The 23797-nt window shown below is 68.8% G+C and carries 22 protein-coding genes; 7 read left to right on the top strand and 15 right to left on the bottom strand.

The annotated features are described in order from the left end of the window. The first annotated feature begins 7 nt into the window (after positions 1 to 7). The 3 genes from WJ12_RS09210 (at position 8) to WJ12_RS09220 (ending at position 3578) form a co-directional block, all read left to right on the top strand. The gene (locus tag WJ12_RS09210; protein WP_034188651.1) at positions 8 to 271 is read left to right on the top strand and encodes a type B 50S ribosomal protein L31; all 264 of its coding nucleotides are present in this window, start codon (positions 8 to 10) and stop codon (positions 269 to 271) included. Positions 272 to 381: 110 nt separating this feature from the next. Then, complete coding sequence (locus WJ12_RS09215; protein ID WP_156444825.1) at positions 382 to 2214, top strand: ArnT family glycosyltransferase; 1833 nt, start codon at positions 382 to 384, stop codon at positions 2212 to 2214. Between the two features lie 2 nt (positions 2215 to 2216). Next, positions 2217 to 3578 carry an MATE family efflux transporter gene (locus WJ12_RS09220; protein WP_034188653.1) on the top strand — a complete coding sequence of 454 codons (1362 nt, stop codon included), beginning with the start codon at positions 2217 to 2219 and terminating at the stop codon, positions 3576 to 3578. Positions 3579 to 3589: 11 nt separating this feature from the next. On the opposite strand, the gene lipA is transcribed toward WJ12_RS09220, so the two are convergent. From lipA to WJ12_RS09250, 6 genes are all read right to left on the bottom strand, one after another. Then, positions 3590 to 4555, bottom strand: coding sequence for a lipoyl synthase (gene lipA, locus WJ12_RS09225; protein WP_059561620.1), 966 nt, complete (start codon positions 4553 to 4555; stop codon positions 3590 to 3592). 2 nt (positions 4556 to 4557) lie between these two features. Next, on the bottom strand, positions 4558 to 5673 hold the full coding sequence (locus WJ12_RS09230) for an acetoin dehydrogenase dihydrolipoyllysine-residue acetyltransferase subunit (protein WP_049030975.1): 1116 nt from the start codon (positions 5671 to 5673) through the stop codon (positions 4558 to 4560). 4 nt (positions 5674 to 5677) lie between these two features. Next, positions 5678 to 6682, bottom strand: a complete 1005-nt coding sequence (locus WJ12_RS09235; protein ID WP_034188656.1) for an alpha-ketoacid dehydrogenase subunit beta — start codon at positions 6680 to 6682, stop codon at positions 5678 to 5680. Positions 6683 to 6749: 67 nt separating this feature from the next. After that, positions 6750 to 7733, bottom strand: coding sequence for a thiamine pyrophosphate-dependent dehydrogenase E1 component subunit alpha (locus tag WJ12_RS09240; RefSeq protein ID WP_034188657.1), 984 nt, complete (start codon positions 7731 to 7733; stop codon positions 6750 to 6752). A 76-nt stretch (positions 7734 to 7809) separates the two neighbouring features. Then, positions 7810 to 8586 carry an SDR family NAD(P)-dependent oxidoreductase gene (locus tag WJ12_RS09245; RefSeq protein ID WP_034188658.1) on the bottom strand — a complete coding sequence of 259 codons (777 nt, stop codon included), beginning with the start codon at positions 8584 to 8586 and terminating at the stop codon, positions 7810 to 7812. A gap of 59 nt (positions 8587 to 8645) precedes the next feature. Continuing rightward, positions 8646 to 9704, bottom strand: coding sequence for an ATP-NAD kinase family protein (locus tag WJ12_RS09250; RefSeq protein ID WP_069245636.1), 1059 nt, complete (start codon positions 9702 to 9704; stop codon positions 8646 to 8648). A 519-nt stretch (positions 9705 to 10223) separates the two neighbouring features. Between WJ12_RS09250 and WJ12_RS09255 the strand changes: the two genes are divergently transcribed. Then, positions 10224 to 12140 carry a sigma-54-dependent Fis family transcriptional regulator gene (locus tag WJ12_RS09255; RefSeq protein ID WP_069245637.1) on the top strand — a complete coding sequence of 639 codons (1917 nt, stop codon included), beginning with the start codon at positions 10224 to 10226 and terminating at the stop codon, positions 12138 to 12140. Positions 12141 to 12159: 19 nt separating this feature from the next. Here the strand turns inward: WJ12_RS09255 and WJ12_RS09260 are convergent, their stop codons facing one another. Continuing rightward, a complete protein-coding gene (locus tag WJ12_RS09260; RefSeq protein ID WP_034188661.1) occupies positions 12160 to 12594 on the bottom strand; it encodes a carboxymuconolactone decarboxylase family protein in 435 nt (144 codons plus the stop codon). After that, entirely contained in the window at positions 12578 to 13039 is a 462-nt protein-coding gene (locus tag WJ12_RS09265) for a MerR family transcriptional regulator (protein WP_034188662.1), read from the bottom strand. Before WJ12_RS09265 ends, WJ12_RS09260 begins: the two co-directional genes overlap by 17 nt. A 286-nt stretch (positions 13040 to 13325) precedes the next feature. On the opposite strand from WJ12_RS09265, the gene WJ12_RS09270 reads away from it, so the two are divergent. Next, positions 13326 to 13937: a ComEA family DNA-binding protein gene (locus WJ12_RS09270; RefSeq protein WP_059561639.1), complete on the top strand. Its 612-nt coding sequence runs from the start codon at positions 13326 to 13328 to the stop codon at positions 13935 to 13937. Positions 13938 to 14025: 88 nt separating this feature from the next. Further along, complete coding sequence (locus WJ12_RS09275) at positions 14026 to 14457, top strand: YidB family protein (protein ID WP_034188664.1); 432 nt, start codon at positions 14026 to 14028, stop codon at positions 14455 to 14457. A gap of 118 nt (positions 14458 to 14575) precedes the next feature. On the opposite strand, the gene clpB is transcribed toward WJ12_RS09275, so the two are convergent. Both clpB and WJ12_RS09285 read right to left on the bottom strand, forming a co-directional pair. Continuing rightward, the gene (gene clpB / locus WJ12_RS09280; protein ID WP_034188665.1) at positions 14576 to 17173 is read right to left on the bottom strand and encodes an ATP-dependent chaperone ClpB; all 2598 of its coding nucleotides are present in this window, start codon (positions 17171 to 17173) and stop codon (positions 14576 to 14578) included. Between the two features lie 157 nt (positions 17174 to 17330). Beyond that, entirely contained in the window at positions 17331 to 17849 is a 519-nt protein-coding gene (locus WJ12_RS09285) for an Rrf2 family transcriptional regulator (protein WP_049035025.1), read from the bottom strand. Between the two features lie 252 nt (positions 17850 to 18101). Here WJ12_RS09285 and WJ12_RS09290 point away from each other — a divergent pair, with 252 nt between their 5' ends. Next, positions 18102 to 18662 (top strand): group III truncated hemoglobin, encoded by a 561-nt coding sequence (locus WJ12_RS09290; protein WP_059561642.1) that lies wholly within the window; start codon positions 18102 to 18104, stop codon positions 18660 to 18662. A gap of 51 nt (positions 18663 to 18713) precedes the next feature. Here the strand turns inward: WJ12_RS09290 and WJ12_RS09295 are convergent, their stop codons facing one another. The 5 genes from WJ12_RS09295 to WJ12_RS09315 all read right to left on the bottom strand — a co-directional run bounded on the left by WJ12_RS09295 (position 18714) and on the right by WJ12_RS09315 (position 23754). Beyond that, positions 18714 to 19190 carry a molybdenum cofactor biosynthesis protein MoaE gene (locus tag WJ12_RS09295; RefSeq protein WP_034188668.1) on the bottom strand — a complete coding sequence of 159 codons (477 nt, stop codon included), beginning with the start codon at positions 19188 to 19190 and terminating at the stop codon, positions 18714 to 18716. Between the two features lie 10 nt (positions 19191 to 19200). Beyond that, a complete protein-coding gene (gene moaD / locus WJ12_RS09300) occupies positions 19201 to 19458 on the bottom strand; it encodes a molybdopterin converting factor subunit 1 (RefSeq protein WP_034188669.1) in 258 nt (85 codons plus the stop codon). Positions 19459 to 19477: 19 nt separating this feature from the next. Further along, positions 19478 to 20725 carry a molybdopterin molybdotransferase MoeA gene (locus WJ12_RS09305; RefSeq protein WP_034188670.1) on the bottom strand — a complete coding sequence of 416 codons (1248 nt, stop codon included), beginning with the start codon at positions 20723 to 20725 and terminating at the stop codon, positions 19478 to 19480. 234 nt (positions 20726 to 20959) lie between these two features. Next, on the bottom strand, positions 20960 to 22411 hold the full coding sequence (thrC, locus tag WJ12_RS09310) for a threonine synthase (RefSeq protein ID WP_069245638.1): 1452 nt from the start codon (positions 22409 to 22411) through the stop codon (positions 20960 to 20962). A 14-nt stretch (positions 22412 to 22425) separates the two neighbouring features. Then, positions 22426 to 23754: a homoserine dehydrogenase gene (locus tag WJ12_RS09315; RefSeq protein WP_069245639.1), complete on the bottom strand. Its 1329-nt coding sequence runs from the start codon at positions 23752 to 23754 to the stop codon at positions 22426 to 22428. Positions 23755 to 23797 lie beyond the last annotated feature (43 nt).

Here is a 23797-nt window from a genome sequence, read left to right on the forward strand (position 1 = left end):
GAAAATCATGAAACCTGGCATTCACCCGGACTACCGCGAAGTCGTCTTCCAAGACATGTCGAACGGCTTCAAGTTCATCACGCGCTCGACGATCCAGACGCGTGAAACCATCGACCACGAAGGCAAGACCTACCCGCTCGCCAAGATCGAAGTGTCGTCGGAATCGCACTCGTTCTACACGGGTCAGCAAAAGATCATGGACACGGCAGGCCGTGTCGAGAAGTTCAAGAACAAGTTCGGCGCACGCGCCAGCGGCAAGATCGCGAAGTAAGCTTCGCATCGGCATCGCACAAAAGGGCAGCCCAGGCTGCCCTTTTTCGTCTCTGCTCGCCCGGAAGCGTCCGGGCATCGACCTGACGCGGCGCGGCCGGCGCGTCTACAATGCCGGATGCTCGAAACCGGCTCGCCCGCGCGCAACCGCGCCAGGCGCCCGCCCATAACAAAACGCTCATCTGCATGAAGCCTGTCGTCCGTCTCACCGCCTCCGCCACGCGCGCGCTCCCGCGCTGGCTGCTGCTCACGCTCTGCCTCGTCTACGCGGCGTTCGGCCTGTTCGGCCGCGACCCGTGGAAAAACGAGGACGCGGCGGGCTTCGGCGTGATGTGGACGATGGCCAAGGGCAGCTGGCACGACTGGCTGCTGCCGAACCTGGTCGGCAAGTTCATCACGACCGACGGACCGCTCGGCTACTGGCTCGGCGCGCTGTCGATCCGCGGCCTCGGCCCGTGGGTCGATGCCAGCAACGCGTCGCGCGTCGACACCGGCGTGCTGTTCTGCGTCGCGTGCGCTTTCGTCTGGTACGCGGCCTACCTGCTCGGCCGGCGCGCCGAGGTGCAGCCGTTCAAATACGCATTCGGCGGCGAACCCGAGCCGCGCGACTACGGCCGCACGCTCGCCGACGGCGCGCTGCTGGTGCTCGTCGCGTGCTTCGGCCTCGCGGAACGCGGCCATGAAACGACGCCGCAGCTCGCGCAGTTCGCGTGGATCGCGATGCTCGTCTACGGGATCGTGCGCGGCATCGACAAGCCGCTGCAGGGCGCGCTGTGGTGGGGCGTCGCGATCGGCCTCGTCGCGCTGTCGGGCAACCCCGTGCTGGTCGCCGCGCTGCTCGCCGGCACGGCCGCGCTGTGGCTCGTCACGCCCGAGATGCGCAACCTGCGCCTGCCGCTGGTCGGCGTGCCGCTCGCGGCCGCGATCTTCGCGCTGTGGCCGCTCGCCGCCTTCATCGCGGCGCCCGACGACGCCGCCTGGTTCTTCAACCAGTGGATCCACGGCAGCCTGATGCGCTTCTCGGGGCCGCCGACCGCCGTGCTCGGCTATGCGGCGAAGAACCTGCCGCTGTTCACGTGGCCGGCGTGGCCGCTCGCGATCTGGGCCTGGTGGAGCTGGGCCGGCATGCGCCGCCGCGCGCACATCGCGATTCCGCTGTCGGTTGCCGTGCCGCTCGTCGCGCTCGTGATCCTGCAAAGCCAGCAGTCGAACCGCATGTACATGCTGCTGCTGCCGCCGCTCGCGGTGCTCGCGACGTTCGCGCTGCCGACCCTCAAGCGCGGCGCGATCAATGCGATCGACTGGTTCGCGGTGCTGAGCTTCACGATCCTCGGCACCTTCGTATGGCTCGTATGGCTCGCCTCGCTCACGGGCTTCCCGCATCCGCTCGCACGCAACCTCGCGCGGCTCGTGCCCGGCTACGAACCGCATTTCAAGATCCTGTCGTTCATCTGCGCGGTGATCGTCACGGTGTGCTGGTGCTTCCTCGCGCGCTGGCGCATCTCGCGACAGCCGAAGGTGCTGTGGCGCAGCGTCGTGCTGTCGGGCGCCGGCACCACGCTGATGTGGGTGCTGCTGATGACGCTGTGGCTGCCGATCGTCAACTACGGCCGGACCTATCGCGATGTCGCGCAACAGATCGCCGTGCACCTGCCGTCCGACTACGAGTGCATCTCGCCCGTGCGGCTCGGCGATGCGCAGATCGCGACCTTCGCGTATTTCGGCAACATGCACTTCGACTTCTCCGGCGACTGCGACGTGATCCTGCGCCAGGATCGTTCGGACTTCGGCGAGCCGAGCGCGATGTCGCAGTATGTGTGGCGCCTCGTGTGGGAAGGCCGCCGCGTCGCCGACCGCGATGAGCGCTTCCGCCTGTACGAGCGCATCGAGCGGCCGAAGACGCCCGTCAAGCGGCGTCCGCCGCGCCGCCAGGCGGCCGATTGACGATGTTCGGCGACATCCGCCGGATCGTCGGTCTCGCGTGGCCGGTGCTCGTCGGCCAGCTCGCGATCATCGCGTTCGGCGTGATCGACACCGCGATGGTCGGCCGCTATTCGGCCGTCGATCTCGCCGCGCTCGGGCTCGGGTCGTCGATCTACGTGTCGATCTATATCGGCCTGACGGGCATCCTGTCCGCGCTGCAGCCGATCACCGGGCAGCTGTACGGCGCGCGGCGCTATGCCGAAATCGGCGAGGAAGTACGCCAGGCGCTGTGGCTCGCGCTGCTGCTCGCGATTCCCGGCTTCCTGCTGCTGCATTTTCCCGAGCCGCTGCTGCGCATCGCGCATGCGCCTGCCGCGCTGCACGAGCGCACCGTCGACTACCTGCGCATCCTGTCGTACGGGCTGCCCGCCAGCCTCGTCTTTCGCATCTACAACGCGCTGACCAACGCGGCCGGCAAGCCGCGGCTCGCGATGATCCTGCAGATCGGCGCGCTGCTGCTCAAGTTTCCGCTCAACGTGTGGTTCATCTTCGGCGGGTTCGGCGTGCCGGCCCTGGGCGGCCCGGGCTGCGGGCTCGCCAGCACGCTGATCAACTGGGCGCTCGCGCTGATCGGCTACACGCTGCTCGCGAAGCTCGACGTGTTCGCGCCGCTCGCGATCTTCTCGCGCTTCTGCTGGCCCGTCTGGGCACGCCAGAAGGCCATCCTCAAGCTCGGCGTGCCGATGGGCCTGTCGTACCTGATCGAGGTCACGTCGTACACCTGCATGGCGCTGTTCATCGCGCAGTTCGGCACGACGACGCTCGCCGGCCACCAGATCGCCGGCAACATCGGCGCGGTGCTGTACATGACGCCGCTGTCGATCGGCGTGGCGGCGTCGACACTGGTCGCGCGCGCGCTCGGCGCCGGGCGCCCGGAAGAAGCGCGGCTGCTCGGCCGGCACAGCGTGATGTTCGCGTGCGGCGTGGCGGCCGCCTACGGCGTGCTCGTGTTCACGCTGCGCCCGCTGATCATCGGCGGCTATACGCCGAACCCGGCCGTCGCCGCGGCCGCGATGCCGCTCGTCGCGATCGTCGCGTGCTACCACTGCTTCGATGCGCTGCAGGTCACGTCGGCGTTCGTGCTGCGCGCGTACAAGGTCGCCGTCGTGCCGACCGTGATCTATGCGGTCGCGCTGTGGGGCATCGGCCTGAGCGGCGGCTACGTGCTCGGCTTCGACGTCGGCGGCATCGCTCCCGCATGGCTGACGGGCGCGCGCGGCTTCTGGTTCGCGAACACCGTCAGCCTGATGCTCGCGGGCGCCGGGCTCGTGCTGTACCTGCGCCGCGTGAGTCGTGCGCACGCCTCCGCCGCCACCGCCGCCTGACGCACGGCCCGCTACGCGTCCTCCAGCACGTCGGCCGCGTGATACGACGACCGCACGAGCGGGCCGGCGACGACTTCCCTGAAACCGAGTGCGAGCGCCTCGCCGCGCCACGCGGCGAACGCCTCAGGGCTCACGTAACGCCGCACCGGCAGATGGTGCGCCGACGGCGCGAGATACTGGCCGAGCGTCAGCACGTCGACGTCGTGCGCGCGCAGGTCGCGCAGCGTGTCGCGCACTTCGTCGTCACGCTCGCCGAGCCCGAGCATCAATCCCGACTTCGTCACCAGCCCCGGCCGCGCGCGCTTGGCCTGCAAGAGCAGGTCGAGCGAACCGCGATAGTCGGCGCCCGGCCGCGCCGCGCGATAGTGCGACGGCACCGTCTCGACGTTGTGGTTGAACACGTCCGGCCAGGCCGTCGACAGCGCATCGAGCGCACGCGCCACGCGGCCGCGGAAGTCCGGCGTCAATACCTCGACACCGATGCCGGGCACGCTCGCGCGCACCGCCGCGATGCACGCGGCGAAATGCGCGGCGCCGCCGTCGCGCAGGTCGTCGCGATCGACCGACGTGATCACGACGTAGCGCAGCCCGAGCGCGGCGGCCGCGGCGGCCAGCCGTGCCGGCTCGTCGGGATCAAGCGGCTCGGGACGGCCGTGCGCGACATCGCAGAACGGGCAGCGCCGCGTGCACAGGCCGCCCATGATCATGAAGGTCGCGGTGCGCTGCGCGAAGCATTCACCGATGTTCGGACACATCGCCTCCTCGCAGACGGAATGCAGCCGATGCTCGCGCAGCACGGCGGCCATGTCGGCCACCGCCGCGCTCATCATCGGCCGCGCGCGCAGCCACGACGGCTTCGGCAGCGCCGCGCCGGCCGCGGGCTCGACGCGCACCGGAATGCGCGCGAGCTTGTCGCGGCTGCGCGCGCCCGGCTGGCCGAGCGCCGTGAGGCTAGATCGTTCGGGCGCGGCAGCCATCGTCACGCTCCGAGAAACGCGACGATCAGGCGGTTCACGTCGGCGGCCGCCTCCATCTGCACCATGTGCCCGCTGCCGGCGATCACCTCGGCACGCACGCCGTCAGGCAGGCCCCGCGCATGCTGGGCGGGAATCACCTGGTCGCGCTCGCCCCAGATCACGAGCGTGCGCGGCGCAAGCGTCGCGAGCCGGTCGCGGAACACGCGCCGCTGGGCGGCGCCGTCGAACGCGGCGTTCGCGATCTTCTCCAGTGCGGCCTGCACGCCTTCGAGCCGCTTGTACTTGACGAGATCCTCGACGAGCTGCCGCGTCACCAGCGCGTGGTCGGCGAACAACGCGCCGAGGTGCGGCTTCAGCGTGTTGCGGCTGTTGCCGGCGACGAAGCCGTCGATGTAGGCACGGTTGATGTCGGTGCCGAGCCCCGCGCTCGCGATCAGCGTCAGCGACGCGACCCGTTGCGGCGCGCGCTCGGCCGCCGCCATCGCGACCGCGCCGCCCATCGAATGGCCGATCAGGTGCGCGTGCTCGATGTGCTGCGCATCGAGCAGCGCGAGCACCGCATCGGCGAGTTCGTCGAGGCTGCCCGTATCGAGCGCCTTGCCCGACTCGCCGTGACCGGGCAGGTCGAGCGCCCACACCGGCCGGTGCGCGGCGAGTTCCGCGTGATTGAACAGCCAGTTGTTCAGGTCGCCGCCGAAGCCATGGATCAGCACGGCAGGCGTGCCTGCCCCGTCGCCGAGCTTCAGGAAGCGCACCGTGCGGCCGCCGATCTGCGCCTTCTCGGGCTGCGGGCCGGCAGCCTCGTCGGTGGCGGCGCTCGGCACGAAATCGCGCTGGAAGTCGGCGATCGCCGCATCGATGTCGGCATCGCTCGCCTCGGCGGCCGCGACGACGCCGAGCAGCGCGCCGACCGGCAGCGTCTCGCCTTCCTGCGCGACCTGCCGGCGCAGCGTGCCGTCGAACGCGCACTCGACGCCCGACGAGATCTTGTCGGTCTCGACGTCGAGCAGCTCATCGCCCTTCGTCACGCGTTCGCCGATCGCCTTCAGCCAGCCGTTGACCTGCCCCTGCTCCATCGACAGCCCCCACTTGGGCATCGTGATCATGTGAATCGACATCGTGTCAGCTCCTCGTCTTCAGGACCGCCTGCGCAATCGCATCGGCGGACGGGATGTACAGGTCTTCCAGCACGCTCGCGAACGGCGCCGGCGTATGCGGCGCGGTGACGAGCCCGATCGGCGCCTTCAGCGAATGGAACGCGCGCTGCGCGACGAGCGCGGCGATGTCGGTCGCGATCGAGCAGCGCGGATTCGCTTCGTCGACGACCACCACGCGCCCCGTGCGTTCCGCGCTTTCGAGAATCGTCTCCTCGTCGAGCGGCGACGTCGTGCGCAGGTCGATCACGTCGCACTGGATGCCGTCCTTCGCGAGCTTCGCGGCCGCGTCCATCGCGAGATGCACCATCCGGCCATACGTGACGATCGTCACGTCGTCACCGTCGCGAACCACGTTCGCCTCGCCGAACGGAATCGCATAGGACTCCTCCGGCACGTCGCCTTCGCGCGTATAGAGCAGCTTGTGTTCGAGGAAGATCACGGGATCGTTGTCGCGGATCGCCTGGATCAGCAGCCCCTTGGCGTCGTACGGCGTCGACGGGCACACGACCTTCAGCCCGGGAATGTGCGTGAACAGCGACGTCAGCATCTGCGAGTGCTGGGCGGCCGCGCGCAACCCGGCGCCGTACATCGCGCGAATCACGACCGGCGTCACGGCCTTGCCGCCGAACATGTAGCGGAATTTCGCGGCCTGGTTGAAGATCTGGTCGAAGCACACGCCCATGAAATCGATGAACATCAGTTCCGCGACGGGCCGCATCCCGCATGCGGCCGCGCCGACCGCCGCGCCGATGTAGCCGCCCTCCGACAGCGGCGTATCGAGCACGCGGCCCGGAAACTTGTGGAACAGCCCTTTCGTCACGCCGAGGACGCCGCCCCATGCATCGTCCTCGCCCGGCGCGCCCGCGCCGCCCGCGTTGTCCTCGCCCATCACGATCACGCTGTCGTCGCGCGCCATTTCCTGCGCGAGCGCTTCGTTGATCGCCTGCGAATAAGTGATCTTCCTTGCCATGTCTGTCTCCTGGAATGTTCGGTTTGCCGTGCCGGCCGCGATGTCAGGCCGCGATGTCAGGCCGCGCTCACGGATACGACACGTAGACGTCGGCCAGCAGGTCGGCGGCATCCGGCACCGGCGCGGCCTTCGCCTGCGCGACCGCGTCGTCGATCAGCGCCTTGACCTGCGCGTCGACCGCGCGCAGGTCGGCCGTCGTCAGCGCTTCGGCGCGCACGACACGCGTCTCGAAATGCTTCAGGCAGTCCTTCTCGTCGCGCAGCTTCTGTACCTCGCCCGGCGCGCGATAGGTTTGCGCATCGCCTTCGAAATGGCCGAAATAGCGCGTGAACTTCACCTCGACCAGCGTCGGGCCGCCGCCGTTGCGCGCGCGCTCGACGGCTTCGCCGAGCGCTTCGTGCACCGCGAAGAAGTCGAAGCCGTCGACGATCACGCCCGGCATCCCGAACCCGTTCGCGCGGTCGGCGATGTTGTCGGTCGCGACCGACCAGCTCGACGACGTCGCTTCCGCATAACCGTTGTTTTCGGCGACGAAGATCGCGGGCAGGCGCCACACCGACGCCAGGTTCATCGATTCGAAGATCACGCCCTGGTTCGACGCGCCGTCGCCGAAGAAGCACACGCCGACACCGCCCGTCTTCTTGTGCTTCGCCGCGAGCGCCGCGCCGCACACGAGCGGGCCGCCCGCGCCGACGATCCCGTTCGCGCCGAGCATCCCCATCGACAGGTCGGCGATGTGCATCGAGCCGCCCTTGCCGTGGCAGACGCCCGTCTTCTTGCCGTAGATCTCGGCCATCATCCCGTGCACGTCGACGCCCTTCGCGATGCAATGGCCGTGACCGCGGTGCGTGGTGGCAACGTAGTCGGCGAGGCCGAGATGCAGCATCGTGCCGACCGCGGACGCCTCCTCGCCCGCGTACAGGTGAACGAAGCCGGGAATCTCGCCGGTCGCGAATTCGACGTGCAGGCGCTCCTCGAATTCGCGGATCGTGCGCATCAGCCGGTAGGCGTCCAGCAGCGTGTCCCTGCTGAGCTGGGTCGAAGCGGTCATGTGTGTCTCCTGGTAGGTTTGACTGCGAATGCCGCCGCGTCCGTGCCGCGGCGGCGGATTGCACGGCCGGCGGCCGTCAATGGAACGTGAAACCGCCGTCGACGTTCACGGCCTGGCCCGTCACGTTGTCCATCGTCGCGAAGAACAGCGCGAGCCGGCCCATGTCCTCCGGCGTCTGCGCGCGGCCCTGCGGGATCAGCGTCAACTGGTGCCGCTGCCACGATTGCTCGACCGTTTCGCCGTCGGTCTTCCATGCGTCGGACAACCGGTCCCACATGTCGGTCCGGACGATGCCGGGGCAGATCGCGTTGACGGTCACGCCGTCGCGCGCGAGTTCCTTCGCAAGCGCGTTGGTGAAGCCGACGACCGCGAATTTGGATGCGCTGTAGTGCGCGAGATTCGGAAAACCCTCCTTGCCCGCGATCGACGCGACGTTGATGATCCGGCCGCGACCCTGTGCCTTCAGGTGCGCGAGCGCCGCGCGGCAACCGAGGAACGTGCCCTTCGCGTTCACGTCCATCACGACATCCCAGTCGCGCTCGGTCAGTTCGGCGACCGGATGAATGCTGATCACGCCCGCGCAGTTCACGAGGATGTCGAGCCCGCCGAGTTCGGCGAGCGCCTGCGCGACCATCGCGTCGACCTGCGCGGCCTGCGTGACGTCGACCTTCGCGACCGCCGCCCGGCGGCCAAGCGCACGCACCTCGCGCGCGGTGGCGTCGAGCGCGTCGTCGAGCAGGTCGGCCAGCAGGATGTCGGCGCCCGCGCCGGCAAGCGTCAGCGCGATGCCGCGGCCGATGCCGCGCGCGCCGCCAGTGACGATGGCGACCTGTCCTTCGAGAACGGTTGTCATGACGATGTCTCCTTGAAAATCGTGCTGGATGGCGAAGCGTCCTGCATCAAACCGGATGCTCAGTCGCGCCACGCGCCGGCGCTGCGCAGCAATTGCCGCGACGACGCGTAGCGCAGCGTGCGGCCGACGTCGACCGTCAGCGGTCCGCGCCAGTCGAGCGAGATTTCGTAGCGCTCGCCGCACGCGACCTCGATCTCGCGCTCGCCGTCGAACGCGAGCGTGCCGCGTTCGAACGGAATCACCTGCCACGTGTCCGGCTCGAGCCGCTCGCAACTGCGCATCACGACGCGATCGACGCGCCCCGGCGCGATCGGCGCGACGAGCGGCGTGCCGGCTGCCTTGCCGGCTTCCGCGAAGCGCATCGCAAGCCCGTGCGGCGCGCTGCGTTCGAGCGGCGCCCACGCGCCGCCGAGCGCGGACAGCCCGATGCCGTCCGGTTCCGCGAAGGTCAGGTAGAGCGCGTCGAGGTCGTCGGACCCGGAGATCGCACGTGCGCCGATGAAGCGCTGCCGCGCGGCGCACACGTCGACGAGCGCGATCTCCTCGCGCCCCGGCTGCGCGCCCGCCGCACAGCGCACGACGAGCCGCTTGTTGCGCACAAACGCGACCTCGGCGGGCACGGCGCCGGTCGCGGCGAGCCCTGCCGCGACGCCGGCGACGGTCGCCTCGCGATGTTCGGGAAACGCATTGTTGGTGCCGGTGGACAGCGCGACGAGCGGCGTCGCGCCGCAATGCGCGGCCACCGCGCGATGGGTACCGTCGCCGCCGAGCACGACGATCAGCGCGACTTCCATCCGGTGCAGGTACGCGGCGCCGGCCTGCGTGTCGGCGACGGTATCGGTGATCGGCAGGTCGACGAACTCGACCTCGGGCCAGCGTTCGTGCGGCGCGACCGCGCGATGCGTGTCGATCGCGCGCAGTAGCAGCGTCGCGATGCCCGTGCGGTCGCGCAGCGTCAGCACGCGCTCGACGCCCATCGCACCGAGGCCGGCCAGCAGGCGCACGATCATGTTCGCCTTCTCGGCCGTCGGAAACACGGATGCATGCGTCGTGAGGCGGCGGATGTCGCGCCCCGATGCGGGGTTCGCGATCACGCCGACGGTAACGGGCGTCGTCACGGGTTCGTCTCCATCCAGTGGACCGGCCATGCCGGCCCGGTCTGTGTCGTCCGCTGCCATCGACGGGCGGCGGATCGTCGTCGCCGACGCGACCGCATCGGCTTGCCCGTGATCTCTGCAAGCGGCGTGCCATCGTCGCTGCGACGACCGCGGAACCCGCGTGCACACTGGCGCGACAGGCAGGCACGCGTTCGCGCTTCGTGACCGTGGCGACACGGCACCTGGCGAATCCACCCGTGCGTCTCACGCAGCCGATGCGACGAAACGATCGCCCCGGCCTCTGCGCTTGCGCGCCGCCCTGCCCGCAAACCCCGCACGCGCGCGGCTCGACGCGGGCGTCGGCCAGCCGGACGGCCACCGTGCGCCGTGCATGCGGATGTCTCACGCGCGCGCGACACGGCGAGCGACCGGTGAGACGAACGTCTCACGCCGGCCGCGTGCTGCGATGCAATGTGATCCGCCGAACGGGATGTGCTACAAGAACATCGCATTCCCCGCCGTACGGAACCGGAGCCGACCATGCCCTACGCCGTTCCCCAGGCCCAGCACGCCGACCGCGTGCTCGGCGCGCTCGCCGGACGCCTGCCCGCGCCGGCCGACTCCGCGCGCCTCGTATCGTCGTGGCAACGGTCGCTGGAGCGCTACCGTCTCGACCCCGCTTCGTCGATCGGCCCGCGTGTGCTGACCGCGGCCGAGCTGCGCGAAGTGCGCGACAAGGAAGAGGCGTTCCTGCGCGCGTCGGGCCAATGCCTGACGCGGCTGCACGACATGATCCGCGTCGCCGACTACTGCGTGATGCTGACCGACGCGCACGGCGTGACGATCGACTACCGGATCGACCGCGAGCGCCGCAACGACTTCCGCCATGCGGGGCTGCACATCGGCTCGTGCTGGTCGGAAAGCGAGGAAGGCACCTGCGGCGTCGCGAGCGTGCTGACCGATCTCGCGCCGATCACCGTGCACAAGACCGATCACTTTCGCGCGGCGTTCACGACGCTCACCTGCAGCGCCGCGCCGATCTTCTCGCCGGGCGGCGAACTGATCGGCGTGCTCGACGCGTCGGCCGTGCATTCGCCCGACGGCCGCGACAGCCAGCGCCTCGTCTACCAGCTCGTGCGGCAAAGCGCGGCGCTGATCGAGGACGGCTACTTCGTGCACAGCACCGCGCAGCACTGGATCCTGTTCGGGCATCCGAACCGTCACTACGTCGAGGCGCAACCGGAATGGATGATCGCGTTCGACGAATGCGGCAACATCGTCGCCGCGAACCGGCAGGCACGCGACGCGCTGCCGGCGCTGCGCGAGCCGCGCCATATCGACGAGATCTTCGATGCGACCGAGATGCCGCTGCGCGACGCCGCGCGGCTCGATACGATCGTCGCGCTGCGGCTGCGCGCCACCGGCGCACCGCTCTATGCGCGGTTGCGGGCGCCGCTACGACGCGCGGGCCGCGAGCCCGGCACCGTATCGCGCCGCGCGGGCACCGCGCCGCGCAACGTCGGCGCGCTGACGCCGTTCCTGCACAGCAGCGATGCGCATATCGCGCAACAGGCCGAACTCGCGCTGCGGGTCGCGAGCAAACGGCTGCCGATTCTCGTGCTGGGCGAAACCGGTGCGGGCAAGGAGGTGTTCGCCCGCGCGATCCACGACGCCGGCGCACGGCGCGCGCGGCCGTTCGTCGCCGTCAACTGCGGCGCGCTGCCCGACGCGCTGATCGAGAGCGAACTGTTCGGTTATGCGGCCGGTGCGTTCACCGGCGCACGCAAGCACGGCGCGCGCGGCAAGATCGCGCTCGCCGACGGCGGCACGCTGTTTCTCGATGAAATCGGCGACATGCCGCTCGCGCTGCAGACGCGCCTGCTGCGCGTCCTCGCCGACGGCGAGGTCGTGCCGCTCGGCAGCGATACGCCCGTGCGCGTCGATCTCGACGTGATCTGCGCGACGCACCGCGATCTCGCGCGGATGGTGGCCGACGGGACCTTCCGCGAAGACCTGTACTACCGCCTGAGCGGCGCGACGTTCGAACTGCCGCCGCTGCGCGCACGCACGGACGTGCGCGACGTGATTGCCGCCGTGTTCGCCGAGGAAGCGCAGGCGACCGGCCACGTGCTCACGCTCGATCCGACGCTCGCCGAACACCTCGCCGCGTACGCGTGGCCCGGCAACGTGCGGCAACTGCGCAACGTCCTGCGCTACGCGTGCGCGGTGTGCGACGCCGCGCGCGTGACGCGGCGCGACCTGCCGGCCGAGCTCGCCGCTCAACTCGGCGGTGCTCCGCCGGGCGCACTGCCCGACGACGAACGCGGCCGCATCGTCGCCGCGCTCACCGCGCATCGCTGGCGGCCCGACGCGGCCGCGCAGGCGCTCGGCATGTCGCGCGCGACGCTGTACCGGCGCATCGCGAAGTACCGGATCGTCGCACCGCACCGCGCGTGACGCGCGGGCGCACGCTCCGTCATGCGGGCTGCCCGGCCGCTTCGTTCGCATCGTCCGTCACGCCGGCCGTTTCGTCGCGCCGCTTGAACACCTCGTGCGCGGCAAACAACGCGTTCAGCGCGGCCGGCATCCCCGCATACACGGCCATCTGCATGAACACCTCGACGATCTCGTCGCGCGTGCAGCCGACGTTCAGCGCGGCCTCGATATGCACCTTCAACTGCGGCTGCGCGTTGCCGAGCGCGGCCAGCGCCGCGATCGTCGCGATTTCGCGCGCTTTCAGGTCGAGCTGCGGCCGGCTGTAGATGTCGCCGAAGCTGAATTCGACCAGGAGCCGCGCGAAGTCCGGCGCGATCGGCGCCAGCGCCGCGATCACGCGTTCGCCCGCTTCGCCGTCGATTTCCTTCAGTTTGTTCCAGCCGCGCGTGTAGCGATCCTCAACGAGTCGTTCCATCGTGTCCGTCCTGTTCCGATAAAGAGAGAGAAGGTTTCGCCCGTCGTTCCGTTTCCCGTTCCTGCGCCTCGTAGTACGCGATCTTGTCGCCGATCGCATCGAGGTTCGCCTGCAGCTCCGCGATATGCGCGCGCACCGCGTCGCGATGCGCGACCAGCAAGTCGCGCCGCGCGCCGAACGTCGACTCGCCCTGCTCGCGCAGCACCGCGAACGCCTGGATCTGCGCGATCGGCATGCCGGTCGCCTTCAGGCGCATCACGAAGGCCAGCCCGGCAAGGTCGGCCGGCGCATAGAGCCGGTGCCCGGCCGCCGTGCGCGAAATCGCGCGCAGCAGCCCGGCCTGCTCGTAGTACCGCAACGTGTGCGTCGACACGCCCGTCAGTTCGGCGACTTGCCCGATCGTCAGCGGACCGGCGGAGGAGGATGGGGATACGGTTTTCGACATGGCAGGAACAAGGTTAGGAGTTAGAGTTCACTCTAAGTCAAGCGTGATCGCACGGCCAGCGCGACGACGATCCGCTCGCCCCCGGCGACACCGTAAACAATGGTCAAAAGCGGCGCCCGGCGCGGGTTTCGGCCTTTACAGCACCGCAAGCCTTCAGCAAGATTCAGTCAGCCTGTCTTAAAAAGGGCACGCATTTGTCCTATGCTTAACGGCGACGCCCGGCCACCTCGCGCCCCGCCGTCCGTTGCAACAGCCATTCATCCGTCAGAACCAGGGAGCCTTTGCCATGCTGAAAAAGCTGCTGATGCTGTTCGTCGCGCTGTCGCTGTCGCTCGCCGCCGGCCTTGCCGCGGCCGTCGAAGTCAACACGGCCGACCAGGCCGCGCTCGAATCCGTGAAGGGTCTCGGGCCCGTGAAGTCGAAGGCGATCATCGACGAACGCACCAAGAACGGCCCGTTCAAGGACGCCGACGATCTCGCGAACCGCGTGAAGGGTCTCGGCACGAAGTCGGTCGGGCATCTGGAGGAAAACGGCCTGACGATCGGCGGCTCGTCGACGCCGCCGAAGGGCGTCAAGCTGTCGAAGCCGGCCGCAACGGCACCGGCCACCACGCCGGCCACGACCTCGGCAGGCACCGCATCGACGTCCACGACCGCGACGGCCGGCACGACGGCTGCGACGCCGGCCCCGGCGGCCAGCGCATCGGATGCGGCGGCGAAGCCGGCCAAGGCGAAGCGCGCATCGAAGAAGGAAAAGGCAGCGGCCGCGGCGGCGGCATCCGCCGACGCGGGTGCGAGCGCACCGGCCGCCGCGTCGTCCACGAAGGCGACGAAGGGTTCGAAGAAGAAGAGCAAGAAGGACAAGGCAGCCTCCGCCGCCGCGGCGTCGGGCGCCTGATGTGCGCCGCGCGCGCGACGGCGTGCGCGCGGCATTCGTTCAACGGGCGCCGTCGTCACGGCGCCCTTTTCAGTGAAGGTGAAGAACCATGGGTCTCCTCGACATCGTTGGCGGTCTGATCGGCGGCCAGGCCGGCGGCAACTCGCAAAGCGCGCTGATCACCACCGCGCTCGAATTCATCAACAACCAGCCGGGCGGCCTGAACGGCCTGATCGAGAAATTCAAGGCCGGTGGCGCCGGCGACATCATCGGTTCGTGGGTCGGCAACGGCGAAAACCAGCCGATCTCGGCCGACACGCTGCAGAACGTGCTGGGCTCCGACGTCGTCGGCTCGCTCGCGAGCAAGGTCGGCATCGACCCGTCACAGGCCTCGTCGATCCTCGCGCAGGTGCTGCCGCACGTGGTCAACGGCGCGACGCCGAACGGCGAAGTGCCGGCCGGCGGCCAGGTCGACACGTCGAACGTGCTCGGCACGCTCACGCAGCTCGCCGGCATGTTCGGCGGCAACAAGCAGGGCTGAGCGTCCCGGCCCGCGCGGCGGCCCGTTCGGCCGCCCCATAAGCAAACACCCCGCCGAGGCGGGGTGTTTGTTTTTGCGCGCCCGGCGCGAACCGGGCGGGCCAACCGATGGCAGGCGATCAGTGAACGACGCGGTCGAACACGAACTTGCCGTCGTTGACGTCGACCGGAATCACGTCCTTCGGACCGAAACGGCCCGCGAGGATCAGCTTCGCGACCGGGTTCTCGATCTCCTGCTGGATCGCGCGCTTCAGCGGCCGCGCGCCGAACAGCGGATCGTAGCCGACCTTGCCGATCTGTTCGAGCGCCGCCGGCGACACGTCGAGCGCCATGTCGAGCTTCGCGAGCCGGTCGTGCAGGCGGGCGAGCTGGATCTTCGCGATCGACTCGATGTTGCTGCGGTCGAGCGCATGGAACACGACGACGTCGTCGATCCGGTTCAGGAACTCGGGGCGGAAATGCTGCTTCACCTCGAGCCACACCGCGTCCTTGATCTCTTCCTGCGGCGCGCCCGTCATCGCCTGGATCACCTGCGAGCCGAGGTTCGACGTCATCACGATCACCGTGTTCTTGAAGTCGACCGTCCGCCCCTGCCCGTCCGTCATGCGGCCGTCGTCGAGCACCTGCAGCAGCACGTTGAACACGTCCGGGTGCGCCTTCTCGATCTCGTCGAGCAGGATCACGCTGTACGGCTTGCGACGCACGGCTTCCGTCAGGTAACCGCCTTCCTCGTAGCCGACATAACCCGGCGGCGCGCCGATCAGCCGGGCGACGCTGTGCTTCTCCATGAACTCGCTCATGTCGATGCGGATCAGGTGCTCTTCCGAATCGAACAGGAACGACGCCAGCGCCTTGCACAGCTCGGTCTTGCCGACGCCCGTCGGGCCGAGGAACAGGAACGAGCCGTACGGACGGTTCGGATCGGCGAGACCCGCGCGCGAACGACGGATCGCATCGGCCACCGCACTGATCGCCTCGTCCTGCCCGACCACGCGCTCGTGCAGCTTTTCCTCGATGTGCAGCAGCTTCTCGCGTTCGCCCTGCATCATCCGCGACACGGGGATCCCGGTCGAGCGCGACACGACTTCCGCGATTTCCTCGGCGCCGACCTGCGTGCGCAACAGGCGCGGACGCGTCGGGTTGTGCTGCTCCTGCTCTTCGGCCTGCGTGACCTGCTTCAGTTGCGCCTCGAGCTGCGGCAGCTTGCCGTACTGCAACTCGGCGACCTTCTCCAGCTTGCCGTCACGCTGCAGCCTCGCGATGTCCGCGCGCACCTTCTCGATCTCTTCCTTGAGCTGTGCGCTGCCCTGCACCGCGGCCTTCTCGGCGGTCCAGATCTCTTCCAGGTCCGCGTACTCGCGGCCGAGGCGCTCGATCTCTTCCTCGATCAGCTGCAGGCGCTTCTGCGACGCTTCGTCCTGCTCCTTCTTCACGGCCTCGCGCTCGATCTTCAGCTGGATCAGCCGGCGGTCGAGCTTGTCCATCTCTTCGGGCTTCGAATCGATTTCCATCTTGATCTTCGAAGCGGCTTCGTCGATCAGGTCGATCGCCTTGTCGGGCAGGAAGCGGTCGGTGATGTAGCGGTGCGACAGCTCGGCCGCGGCGACGATCGCCGGGTCGGTAATGTCGACGCCGTGGTGCAGTTCGTACTTCTCCTGCAGCCCGCGCAGGATCGCGATCGTCGCCTCGACGCTCGGCTCGTCGACGAGCACCTTCTGGAAGCGGCGTTCGAGCGCGGCATCCTTCTCGATGTACTTGCGGTATTCGTCGAGCGTGGTCGCGCCGATGCAGTGCAGCTCGCCGCGCGACAGCGCCGGCTTCAGCATGTTGCCCGCATCCATCGCGCCTTCGGCCTTGCCCGCACCGACCATCGTGTGGATTTCGTCGATGAAGACGATCGTCCGGCCTTCGTCCTTCGCGATGTCGTTGAGCACGGCCTTCAGGCGCTCCTCGAATTCACCGCGATACTTCGCGCCGGCGAGCAGCGCCGCCATGTCGAGCGACAGCACGCGCTTGCCCTTCAGCGTCTCCGGCACTTCGCCGTTGACGATCCGTTGCGCGAGCCCTTCGACGATCGCGGTCTTGCCGACGCCCGGCTCGCCGATCAGCACCGGGTTGTTCTTGGTGCGGCGCTGCAGGATCTGGATCGAGCGGCGGATTTCGTCGTCGCGGCCGATCACCGGATCGAGCTTGCCCGCACGGGCCCGCTCGGTCAGGTCGACCGTGTACTTCTTCAGCGCCTCGCGCTGGCTTTCCGCATCCTGGCTATGCACCTGCGAGCCGCCGCGCACCGCGGCGATCGCGGCTTCGAGCGCCTTGCGCGTGAGGCCGTGCTGGCGCGCGAGCTTGCCGGCTTCGCCCTTGTCGTCGGACGCGGCGAGCAGGAACATTTCACTCGCGATGAACGTGTCGTTGAGCTTCTGCGCTTCCTTGTCGGCCTGGTTCAGCAGCCCGGCCAGTTCACGGCCGATCTGGATGTCGCCGCCCGTGCCCGTCACTTGCGGCAGGCGCGAAATGGCTTCGTTCAGCGCGCCTTGCAGCGCCTGCACGTGAACACCCGCGCGCGACATCAGCGAGCGGGCGGACCCGTCCTGCTGCGCGACCAGCGCCGCGAGGACGTGAACGGGTTCGATGTATTGATTGTCGCGGCCTGCCGCGAGGCTTTGCGCGTCCGCGAGTGCTTCCTGGAACTTGGTGGTGAGCTTGTCGATTCTCATTTAGTCGAGACCTCCAATTTTCGATTAACACCAAGATAAGGATGGTTATGCGGCTTTCAAGCCAAATTCGGGTTGATTCAGCGCAAAAATTGCTGGATAGGCCGGAAGCGGCCCCGGGACGGGCCGCGTTCGGATCGCGGGACGCGGCGCGCGCGCGTCAGCCGGCCGCCGACGGCGGCTCGGCGGTCGCCGATGGGTCGTCCGGCGACGATTCGGCACGCACGGGCACGACCGGACGGATGCCGAGCAGCGCCGCGAGCGGCGACGCGGGCTCGGCCAGCTCGCCGAGCCGGTGACGGTCGAGCTCGGCGAAGAACGCATCGCGCGCGGCCGCCAGCACGCCTTTCAGGCGGCACCGCGGCTCGATCACGCAGCCGCGCGATTCGCCGCCGTCGGTCGCGAAACAGCCGACCAGCGCGAAGTCGCTCTCGGTCGCGCGCACGACCTGGCCGACCGTCAACTCGAGCGATGCCGGGAAGAGCCGCAGCCCGCCGTTGCGGCCGCGAACCGTGTCGACCCATCCCAGCTCGCCGAGCTGCTGCACGACTTTCATCAGATGGTTCTTCGAGATGCCGTAGGCATCCGAGATCTCCTGGATCGTCGCGAGCCCCTCGCCGCGCACGGCAAGGTACAGCATCACGCGCAGCGAATAGTCGGTGTAGTCAGTGAGTCTCATGGACGGATACGGAAATGATCGATCGTGCCCCGATGACGCGGGCCGGGCCGATCGCGGGGCGTGCGGGGGCCGGCTGACGGTCCCGTTCCGCGACCCCGGGTTGCCGGGATCGCGTGCGCGCAATAAGATGCATGACACTTGCGCGTTTTTCAGCGGGTATTGGACGCTATTTTGCGACAAAATCCGACCGGCGTCCTGCCTGCCCTCCCGCCACTGCCCGTCAGCACTCCGATCTACCGGCCCCTTTTTGCCATGAATGCCCTGCCCGCCTCGCCCGAAACCGCACCGGCCCGCCCTCGCGACACCGAGCCGACCGAAGACAACATCCGCGCGCTCGTCTACGCGTTCTACGACCGCGTGCGCGCCGACCCGCTGCTCGGGCCCGTGTTCGACGCGAAGCTGGCCGGCCGCTGGGACGACCATCTGCCGAAGATGGTCACGTTCTGGTCGAGCCTCGTGCTCGGCACCAAAGGCTATCGCGGCAACGTGCAGCAGGCGCACCAGCCGCTCGACGGGATCGAGCCGGCCCATTTCAGCCGCTGGCTGGCGCTGTTCCTGAGGACCGTCGAGGCGCGCTACGCGCCGCCCGCGGCGATCCGCTTCATGGCGCCCGCGCTGCGGATCGCCCAGAGCCTGCAGTTGAGCCGGTTCGGCTGGGATTATCGGATTCCGCCCGAGCAGCAGGCGCTGCTCGATGCGATCGCGCCGCGCCGCCGCGACGCGGGCGACGATCCGCACGCGCTGCCGTCGCGTGCCTGCGGCGAACCGTTTCCGACGAAGATCGTCGGACGCAGCGCCGACCCGGACGCGTGACGCGCGGCCCGTGACGCCGGGCGCACCACCCGCGGCAGATCGACGCACCGCCTAGCGCGGCGTATTGCCCGACTCGACGCCCCAGCGCGCGAGCGCGGCATCGTCGGTGCTGCGCGCATCGACCCAGCGCTCGCCGTCCGGCGTCGTTTCCTTCTTCCAGAACGGCGCCTCGGTCTTCAGATAGTCCATCACGAATTCGCACGACGCGAACGCATCGCCGCGGTGCGACGCGACCGTCGCGACCATCACGATCTGGTCGAGCGGCAGCAGCCTGCCGACGCGATGCACGATCGCGACGTCGATGCCCGGCCAGCGCCGGCCGGCCTCGGCGGCAATCTTCTCGAGCGCCTTCTCGGTCATCCCCGGATAGTGCTCGAGCTCCATCGCGGCAACCGAATCGCCTTCGTTCAGGTCGCGCACCGTGCCGACGAAACACGCGACGGCGCCGATCTTCGGGTTGCGCGCGCGCAATGCCGCGACTTCGGCATTCAGATCGAAATCGTCGGCCTGGACTCGTACCGTTGCCATCGCGCGCCCCTCAGCCGCCCGTCACCGGCGGAAAGAACGCGACCTCGCAGCCTTCGGTGAGCCGCGTGTCGGGATCGGTCATCTCGTGGTTGCAGGCCATGCGCAGCGCGCGCCCCTCGGCGAGCGTCTCGGCCCATACGCCGCCGCGCACGCGCAACCAGGCGCGCACGTCGCCGACGGTCGTCACGCTGTCCGGCACGGTTGCCGCTTCGTCGGCGACACCCAGTGCCTCGCGCACGCTTGCAAAAAATTTCAGCTGAATCTTCATGGTTCGGGAAGCCGTCGCGTTACGACAGCAGTTCGGAAAACGGAATGAAACGGACGGTCTCGCCGGCGCTGATCACGTGCTGCGGCGGGTTGTCGATCAGGCCGTCGCCCCAGACCGTCGACGTCAGCACCGCCGAGCTCTGGTTCGGAAACAGGTCGAGCCCGCCGGCCGCGTTGACGCGCGCACGCAGGAATTCGTTGCGCCGGTCGCCCTTGCCTTGCGAAAAGTCCGCGCGCAGCGACAGTGCGCGCGGCGCGACGTCACGCACGCCGGACAGGCGCAGCAGGAACGGCCGCACGAACAGCAGGAACGTGACGAAGCTCGACACGGGGTTGCCAGGCAAGCCGATGAAGTGCGCGTCCGCACGCTCGTCGCCGCGGCGCACCGCGCCGTACGCGAGCGGCTTGCCGGGCTTCATCGCGATCTGCCACAGCGCGAGCCGCCCTTCGGCCTCGACGGCGGGCTTCACGTGATCCTCGTCGCCGACCGATACGCCGCCGCTCGTCAGGATCACGTCGTGATCGCGCGCGGCCTCGCGCAGCGTGTCGCGCGTCGCGGCGAGCGAATCGGGCACGATCCCGTAGTCGGTCACGTGGCAGCCGAGCCGCTCCAGCAACCCGCGCAGCGTGAAGCGGTTCGAGTTGTAGATCGCGCCGGGCTTCAGCGGCTCGCCCGGCATCGTCAGTTCGTCGCCGGTGAAGAACACGGCGACGCGAATCCGCCGTGCGACCGACAGCTGCGCGCAGCCGACCGATGCGGCCAGGCCGAGCGCCTGCGGCGTGAGCCGCGTGCCGGCCGGCAGGATCACCGAACCCTGGCGGATGTCCGCGCCCTGCGCGGTGATCCATTCACCGGCCTTCGGCGTGTGCAGGATCTCGACCGCGTCGCCGTCGGCCGATGCCTGCTCCTGCATCACGACCGCGTCGGCGCCGGGCGGCACCGTCGCGCCGGTGAAGATCCGCGCGGCCGTGCCGGCCGCGAGCGGCCCAGCCGGATGGCCGGCCGGAATGCGCTGCGACACCGGCAACCGCCGATCGCCGTGTAGCAGGTCGGCGACGCGCACCGCATAGCCGTCCATCGCGCTCGTATGCATCGGCGGCACGTCGAGCGGCGAGCTCACGTCGGCGGCCAGCACGCGGCCGAGCGCATCGAGCGTGGCGACGGTCTCCGCGCCGGGCAGCGGCTTCGCGGCATCGAGCAGCGCGGCGAGCGCCTCGGCGGTCGACAGCATCGGCGCGCGCGGCGCCGCGGGATTCGGGTTCGACATCGATGGAATCGGGGATCGTTGGAGTCAATACGTCATTGTAGCGACGCCGTCGCACCGGCGCGCGATATGGCGGACATGCGAAAACTGTGATCGGCGCGAACGCGCGGGTCTGGCACTTGTTTCGCGCGACAGGCCATGCCCGGGCGCCAAACGAAACGGCCGGAACCCCGATCCGTTCGACGAATCGGCGTTCCGGCCGTCCCGCGCAGCCGGGCCCGCGGGCCCGGCCGTGCGTCATGCACCCGTGTGGGCGACGATGAAGTCCTTCACCTGCCGGGCATCGGCCTTCACGACCTCGAAGCGCTGCGGCAGCGCCTCGAGCCCGTCGAACGCGGCCGGCCGCTCGGCTTCGCGATCGAGCGCCTCGCGGATCGTCTCGCCGAACTTGATCGGCTGCGCCGTCTCGAGCACGACCATCGGCACGCCGGCATCCAGGTGCTCGCGTGCGACCTTCACGCCATCGGCCGTGTGCGTGTCGATCATCGTGTCGTAACGCGAGAACACGTCGCGAATCGTCGCGATCCGGTCGGCGTGGCTGCTGCGGCCCGACACGAAGCCGAACTCGGCGACGCGCGCGAAATCGCCGCTCGCCGCGAGATCGAAACCGCCCTTCTCCTCGACGTCGCGGAACAGCTGCATCACGCGCGCCGGATCGCGGCCGAGCAGGTCGAACACGAAACGCTCGAAATTCGACGCCTTCGAGATGTCCATGCTCGGGCTGCTCGTGTGATACGTATTCTCGGCGCTGCGCACGCGATACGCGCCCGTGCGGAAGAACTCGTCGAGCACGTCGTTCTCGTTGGTCGCGACCACGAGCTTCGCGATCGGCAGCCCCATCATCCGCGCGATGTGGCCCGCGCAGACGTTGCCGAAGTTGCCCGACGGCACCGTGAACGACACGCGCTCGTCGTTGGACTGCGTCGCCGCGAAGTAGCCCTTGAAGTAGTACACGACCTGCGCGACGACGCGCGCCCAGTTGATCGAATTGACCGTGCCGATCTTCTGCTGCGCCTTGAACGCGTGATCGTTCGACACGGCCTTCACGATGTCCTGGCAGTCGTCGAACACGCCTTCCACCGCGAGATTGAAGATGTTCGGGTCCTGCAGGCTGAACATCTGGGCCGTCTGGAACGCGCTCATCTTCTTGTGCGGCGACAGCATGAACACGCGCACGCCGGCCTTGCCGCGCATCGCGTATTCGGCCGCGCTGCCCGTGTCGCCCGACGTCGCGCCGAGGATGTTCAGCGCTTCGCCGTGCTTCGCGAGCGTGTACTCGAACAGGTTGCCGAGCAACTGCATCGCCATGTCCTTGAACGCCAGCGTCGGGCCGTTCGACAGCTCGAGCAGCGACAGCGCCGCGCCATGCTCGGTGCCGAGCGTCTTCAGCGGCGTGATGTCGGACGCGTTCTCGCCGTGGCGCGTGTTGCGGTACACGTCGGCCGTGTACGTGCGGCGTGTGATCGCGCGCAGGTCGTCGGCCGGCACGTCGTCGCAGAACTTCGACAGGATCTCGAACGCGAGATCCGCGTACGACAGCGTGCGCCAGCGCGCGAGCTCGTCGGCGGACACCCGCGGATACTCGGCCGGCAGGTAGAGCCCGCCGTCCTTCGCGAGACCGCCGAGCAGGATGTCGGAGAACGTATGGCGCTCGCCGATGCCGGCGCCGCGCGTGGAGATGTAGTTCATGTCGCTTTCCGTCCTCAGTTCAGCGCTTCCATGCGCAGCTTCGTCACATTCGACACGACCGTCGCGAGGCGCTCGATCTGCGCGATCGCCGCATTGACGTTCTTCTCGACCGTTTCGTGCGTGATCAGGATGATGTCGGTTTCGCCCTTCGCGTCGTCGACCTGCTCCGACTCCTTCTGCAGCAGCGCGTCGATCGAGATGCCCGACGCGGCGAGGATGCGCGTGATGTCGGCCAGCACGCCGGTTTGATCGGCGACGCGCAGGCGCAGGTAGTAGCCGCTCGTCACTTCCTCGATCGGCAGGATCGGCGTGTTCGACAGGCTGTCCGGCTGGAACGCGAGATGCGGCACGCGATGCTCGGGGTCGGCCGTATGCAGGCGCGTGACGTCGACGAGATCCGCGACCACCGCCGACGCGGTCGGCTCCGCGCCCGCGCCCTTGCCGTAGTACAGCGTCGTGCCCACCGCATCGCCGTGCACGACGACCGCGTTCATCGCGCCCTCGACGTTCGCGAGCAGGCGCTTCTCCGGGATCAGCGTCGGGTGCACGCGCAGCTCGATGCCGTTCTCGGCGCGACGCGTGATGCCGAGCAGCTTGATCCGGTAGCCGAGCTCTTCCGCGTAGCGGATGTCGGTCGCGTCGAGCTTGCTGATGCCCTCGACGTAAGCGCGGTCGAACTGCACCGGCACGCCGAACGCGATCGCGCTCATGATCGTCGCCTTGTGCGCGGCGTCGACGCCTTCAATGTCGAAGGTCGGGTCGGCTTCCGCGTAGCCGAGTTCCTGCGCGGCCTTCAGCGCGGTCGCGAAATCGAGCCCGCGGTCGCGCATTTCCGACAGGATGTAGTTGGTCGTGCCGTTGATGATGCCCGCGATGTACTGGATGCGGTTCGCGGTCAGGCCCTCGCGCAGCGCCTTGATGATCGGGATGCCGCCGGCGACGGCCGCCTCGAACGCCACCATCACGCCCTTTTCGCGCGCGGCCTCGAAGATCTCGGTGCCGTGCACCGCGAGCAGCGCCTTGTTCGCCGTCACGACGTGCTTGCCGTTCGCGATCGCGCGCAGCACGAGCTCGCGCGCGATGCCCGTGCCGCCGATCATCTCGGCGATGATCGCGATCGACGGATCGTCGACGACCGAATTGAAATCGTCGGTGATCTGCGCGGCGGCGGCATCACCGCCAAGCACGGCCCGCGCCTTGGCCGGATTACGCACGGCAATGCGCGCGACCTCGATGCCGCGCCCCGCGCGTCGCTTGATTTCTTCCTGGTTGCGGCGCAGCACCGTGAAGGTGCCGCTGCCCACCGTGCCGAAGCCCAACAGGCCAACTTTGATCGGTTCCATGCTGCGTGTGATCGATGAGTAAGAAGTAGTGAATTCCGCGTGA

This window comes from Burkholderia seminalis, from assembly GCF_001718535.1.
In the GTDB taxonomy this organism is placed as follows: domain Bacteria; phylum Pseudomonadota; class Gammaproteobacteria; order Burkholderiales; family Burkholderiaceae; genus Burkholderia; species Burkholderia seminalis.